Raw genomic sequence first — 4,232 nt, 5'->3', positions numbered from 1 at the left:
TGCGCCTGCTACCTCTACCTCGACGACCAGCCAGCCTAATCAACACCCCTCCACGAATTAACGCGGAGCAGCACTAGGGCCGGACTCAACCAGCAGACCGTGGTACGGGAGGCCGCCCGGCTCGCCGACGAGGTCGGCTACCAGCAGCTCACCCTCGCCGCGCTCGCCGGCCGGCTCGGTGTCGCGCTGCCCAGCCTCTACAAGCACATCCGGGGGGCGGACGCGCTGAGCCAGAAGCTCTCCGCGCTCGCCACCGCCGAGCTGGCCACCGAGCTGACCACGGCCGCCGCCGGCCGGGCCGGTGGGGACGCCCTGCGGGCGATGGCGGACGCCTACCGGTCGTACGCCCACCGGCACCCCGGGCGCTACCCGACCACCCAGCGAGTGCCCGACCCGTCCGACCCGGAGCACGTCGAGGCGGGCGAACGCGCGGTCGCTGCCATCTTCGCGGTGCTCCGCGGCTACGGGCTCACCGGCGACGACGCGGTGGACGCGACCCGGGTGGTGCGCAGCGCCCTGCACGGCTTCGTCGCCCTGGAGGCCGCCGGCGGCTTCGGGCTGCCGCGCGAGGTCGACCGCTCGTACCACCAGTTGGTCGCCGGCCTGGACGTGGCATTCCGCTCCTGGCCGGCTCGCCGAGCCTGACCCGACCCGATCGGCCCGGGTCGGCCTCGCCCGATCCGGCGTTTGGTCGTACCCTTCGGCGGGTGACTGACGGGGTGCAGCAGCCAACACCGCGGCGGCTCTGGCCGCTGTGGACCGTACTCGTCGTTGTCGTCGTGGTTCTGGGCTGTGGCCTTCCGGCGCTGCTGGTGGTCGGTGCCGTCCGCGAGGCCGGCGGGCGGGCCACGGTCAGCCGGGCCGGCGCCACCGCAGCCGACGACCCGGCCACCGCCGTCGCCCGGGGGCTGTCCGACCGGATGACCGCGCAGCTCCGGCAGCAGTCCGCGGCGTTGCTCGGCGGCGACCGTACCGCGTTCCTGGCCATCGCCGACCCGGCCGCGCATGCTGACCTACGTCGTCGCTTCGCTGCGCTGCGGGCTCTCAAGGTGACCGTCTGGCGGGCCGAGCCGAGCGGCCTGCCCGTGCCGGTCGTCGGCCGCCCGGGGGAGTGGCGGCTGCTGGTGCGCTTCCAGTACTGCTTCGTCGCGGCCGACTGCCGACCGAGCCCGGTGCTGATCGGCACCCGCTGGCGGGAGAACGGCGAGAGGCCCCGGCTGGTCGCCGTGGAGGAGTCCAAGTCCGCCGAGACCGGCACCCGGCCGTGGGAGATCAGCGACCTGGTCGTGAAGGTCGGCGCACGCACCATCGTCGCCACCACACCGGCGCTGCGCGGCAAGCTGCCCGCCCTACTGGCCCAGGCGGAGGCGGCGGCCAAGGTCGCCGACACGTACGCGGTGACCGGCTCCCCGCCGGACCGCTACCGGATCTTCTACGCCGGCCGTACGGAGTGGCAGCGCTGGTACGGCGGTGGACGCCCACAGTGGACGGGCGGCTACGCGGTCACCGTCGGCGGTGGCCACCACGAGGTGGTGCTCAACGCCGACGGGCTGGCCAGCAGCGGCACCGACGACCTGCTCCGGCACGAGTTGACCCACGCCGCCTCGCTACCCGAGCGCGGATATCCGGGCAAGACGACCTGGTGGTTGGTCGAAGGGCTGGCCGAGTTCGCCGGCTCGGGCGGTCAGCCGGTCGACCGGTACGAAGGGCTCGCGGAGGTGCGCAAACTGGTCGGGAGCGGTTGGGACGGCCGGTTGGAGGGCGTCACCCCCGCCGACGACGCACCCGCCGAGCGGGTCGGCGGCAGCTACGGCATCGGCTACCTGGCCGTCCGCCACCTCGTCGACCGGTTCGGGCCGGAGCGGCTGCTGACGTTCTTCAAGGCCGTGGTGCACGACCGCACGTCGCTCGACGCCGCCGCCGACGAGGCGTTCGGTGAGGAGTGGTCGACGTTGCACGACGAGTGCGTGGCGTACATCCGCGCCACCGCCGCCTGACGGGTTAGCGCTTCGTCTGGGCACGGCGCGGTGATCAGGTCCGGCATGCCGCCGCTCGGATGGTTTGAGCGCGGTCAGGCAGTTGGTTTTCCGGATGGTGGGCGGTGGACATGCGGACTGTTTGACAGCCGCCGCAGAGGTGCCACCCGAGGTGGGCGTCTCACCCCACCCTCGGTCGTTGGGCAACCGTTTGCGAGTTGGGCGTACGCCCCGGGTACCGCCTGTGGGTACCCGGGGCGTACAGCGCTTGGTTACAGCAGGGAGGGGATTCCCCAGGCGACGCTGCCGGGGGCGGCGGTGCCGGGGTAGAGGGTGAGGGTTCCTGCGCTTCGGCGGCGGACGAGGAGGTCGACCTTGCCGTCGTTGGTTACGTCGCCGAGGCTGCTCATGTCGAAGTCTCGGCAGGTGCCGCAGACGAGGACGCGGGGGCCCAGGCGGGTTGGCCGCTGGTGTTGGTGTTGGGGTAGATGTACATGTCCCCGGTGGTGGATTGGCGCATGAAGAGGTCGATTTTGCCGTCGTTGTTGACGTCTTCGACGGACGCTTGGTCGTAGCCGTCGCAGGAGCCGCAGAGTAGGGCCCGGTTGCCCCAGGTGACGGATCCGCCGGTGCCGGTGCCGGTGCCGGGGTAGTAGTACATGTTTCCGGTGCTGTTCTCCCGTACGAACAGGTCTCGTTTGCCATCGCGATCGATGTCGTCGAGGTCGGCCATGCCGAAGCCGGTGCATCCGCCGCAGACCAGCATGCGAGTTCCCCAGATTGGGTCGCCGTGGGCGACGGTGTTGGGGTAGACGTACATGTCGCCGGTGGAGACCTGGCGCATGAAGAGGTCGAGGGTGCCGTCGTTGTTGGCGTCGGCGGGGTTGAACAGGTCGTAGCCGCCGCATCCGGCGCACACCACGACACCCGCGTCGAACGTCAGGACGCCGTCCAGGTTGGTGCCTCGGCGCAGGAGTACGTTGCCGTTGCTCTGTTTGATCAGCATGTCGACGCGGCCGTCACCGGTGACGTCACGCAGGTTGGGCGCGAGCACCTGTTGTGCGTAGTTGCCGGGTGCGGTGGCCTCGGCAGGGTTGAGGCTGCGGTCCCAGTGCTGCACGTTGCTGATCTGACCGGCGTAGTACGAGCTTGGGGCGCCGTTGTAGCGGTAGTGGCCGACCACGAAGCGCCCGGTGCTCGGCCACGACACTGCCGCGGCGTGCTGTGCGGTGCCGGCGAGGTTGTTGTTGACGTACAGGGCCATCGTGCTGGTGGTGTGGTTGTAGGTGGCTACCAGGTGTGTCCACACGCCGAGTTGTGCGGTCGGGGCGCTGATGGCCTGGTCGTAGGACCAGCCGTCGTTGTCGGAGCGTGCCATTCCGAATCGCCATGTGTTGTCGCTCTGTTCCTGCCAGAGGATGAAGCGGGCGGAGCGTGCTCCCTCTTCGGAGAGGATGATCTTTCCGGCTGTGGTGGGCTTTGCCCAGACGGCGACGCTGAATGATTTGGTGGTGTCGACGAGCACGGGACTGGCGGCGCTGACGAGGCTGCCGGTGCCGCTGGTGTCGACGCTCGTGCCGGTGGAGTCGGTATTGAGCCGCAGGTCGGGGCTGAAGAGGTCACCTTCGTGCCATTTCGCGTTGCCGGTGCCGGTGAGGGTGCTGCCGCCGGAGGTGTCGGCCGCGGTGGCCGCCGTGGCACCCGCCTCTCCGTCGGTGAGCGGCCAGGTGTGCTTGGTGGTCACCAAGCCTTGGGCTTGCTGACTGACGATGCTGGGCGTGGCGTCGAGGCCGGTCACCAGGTATGCGGTGGTCAATCCGTTGGCGCCGACGGTCCACAGGTCCGCGGTGCCGTCGGAGTTGACGTCTGCCGCCCGCAGGCTCAGCGCCGCTCCCCGGTTCCAGTTGCTGGAGAGCGTGTACGGGGTGTAGGTGAGCTGGTTGGTGTCCTGGTTATAGGCCAGGTTTGTCCACAGGTGCAGGGCTCCGGTGCTGCTGTTCCACAGGAACATCGCGGTGCCGCCGGTGAGTTGGGTGGTGGTGATGGTCCAGTTGTTCCAGTCCACGCCGCCGGTTGGGGTCAGGGTCGGCGTGCGCGCGGCGTCGAAGTACATGCCGGGCGCGAAGTAGCTGGGGTAGTAGGCAGGGCTGTTGCGTAGTCGGTTGAGATGCTGTTGAGGTGGGGTTTTGCTGGGATCCAGCGAGGTCTGGGGGTCCATGTAGGACGGGTGCGGTCCGTCGGTGATCATGTATTTGC

General features: G+C 69.8%; 4 protein-coding genes. 2 read left to right on the top strand and 2 right to left on the bottom strand.

Features of this window, described 5'->3' with window-relative positions:
* Window positions 1-99 precede the first annotated feature (99 nt).
* Both ACLQ24_RS28720 and ACLQ24_RS28715 read left to right on the top strand, forming a co-directional pair.
* On the top strand, window positions 100-645 hold the full coding sequence (locus ACLQ24_RS28720; protein WP_425894866.1) for a WHG domain-containing protein: 546 nt from the start codon (window positions 100-102) through the stop codon (window positions 643-645).
* A 62-nt stretch (window positions 646-707) separates the two neighbouring features.
* Entirely contained in the window at window positions 708-1,997 is a 1,290-nt protein-coding gene (locus ACLQ24_RS28715; protein ID WP_425894865.1) for a hypothetical protein, read from the top strand.
* A gap of 251 nt (window positions 1,998-2,248) precedes the next feature.
* On the opposite strand, the gene ACLQ24_RS28710 is transcribed toward ACLQ24_RS28715, so the two are convergent.
* Window positions 2,249-2,386 (bottom strand): hypothetical protein, encoded by a 138-nt coding sequence (locus ACLQ24_RS28710; RefSeq protein WP_425894864.1) that lies wholly within the window; start codon window positions 2,384-2,386, stop codon window positions 2,249-2,251.
* Window positions 2,383-4,232 (bottom strand): LamG-like jellyroll fold domain-containing protein (locus tag ACLQ24_RS28705; protein ID WP_425894863.1); only part of this gene is annotated, 1,850 nt, incomplete at its 5' end. The genes ACLQ24_RS28705 and ACLQ24_RS28710, both read right to left, overlap by 4 nt.

The sequence above is a fragment of the Micromonospora sp. DT4 genome, from assembly GCF_049841675.1.
Taxonomy (GTDB): Bacteria; Actinomycetota; Actinomycetes; order Mycobacteriales; family Micromonosporaceae; genus Micromonospora.
The sequence above is the reverse complement of the archived record's forward strand: the minus strand, read 5'-3'. Positions and strand labels throughout refer to the sequence as shown.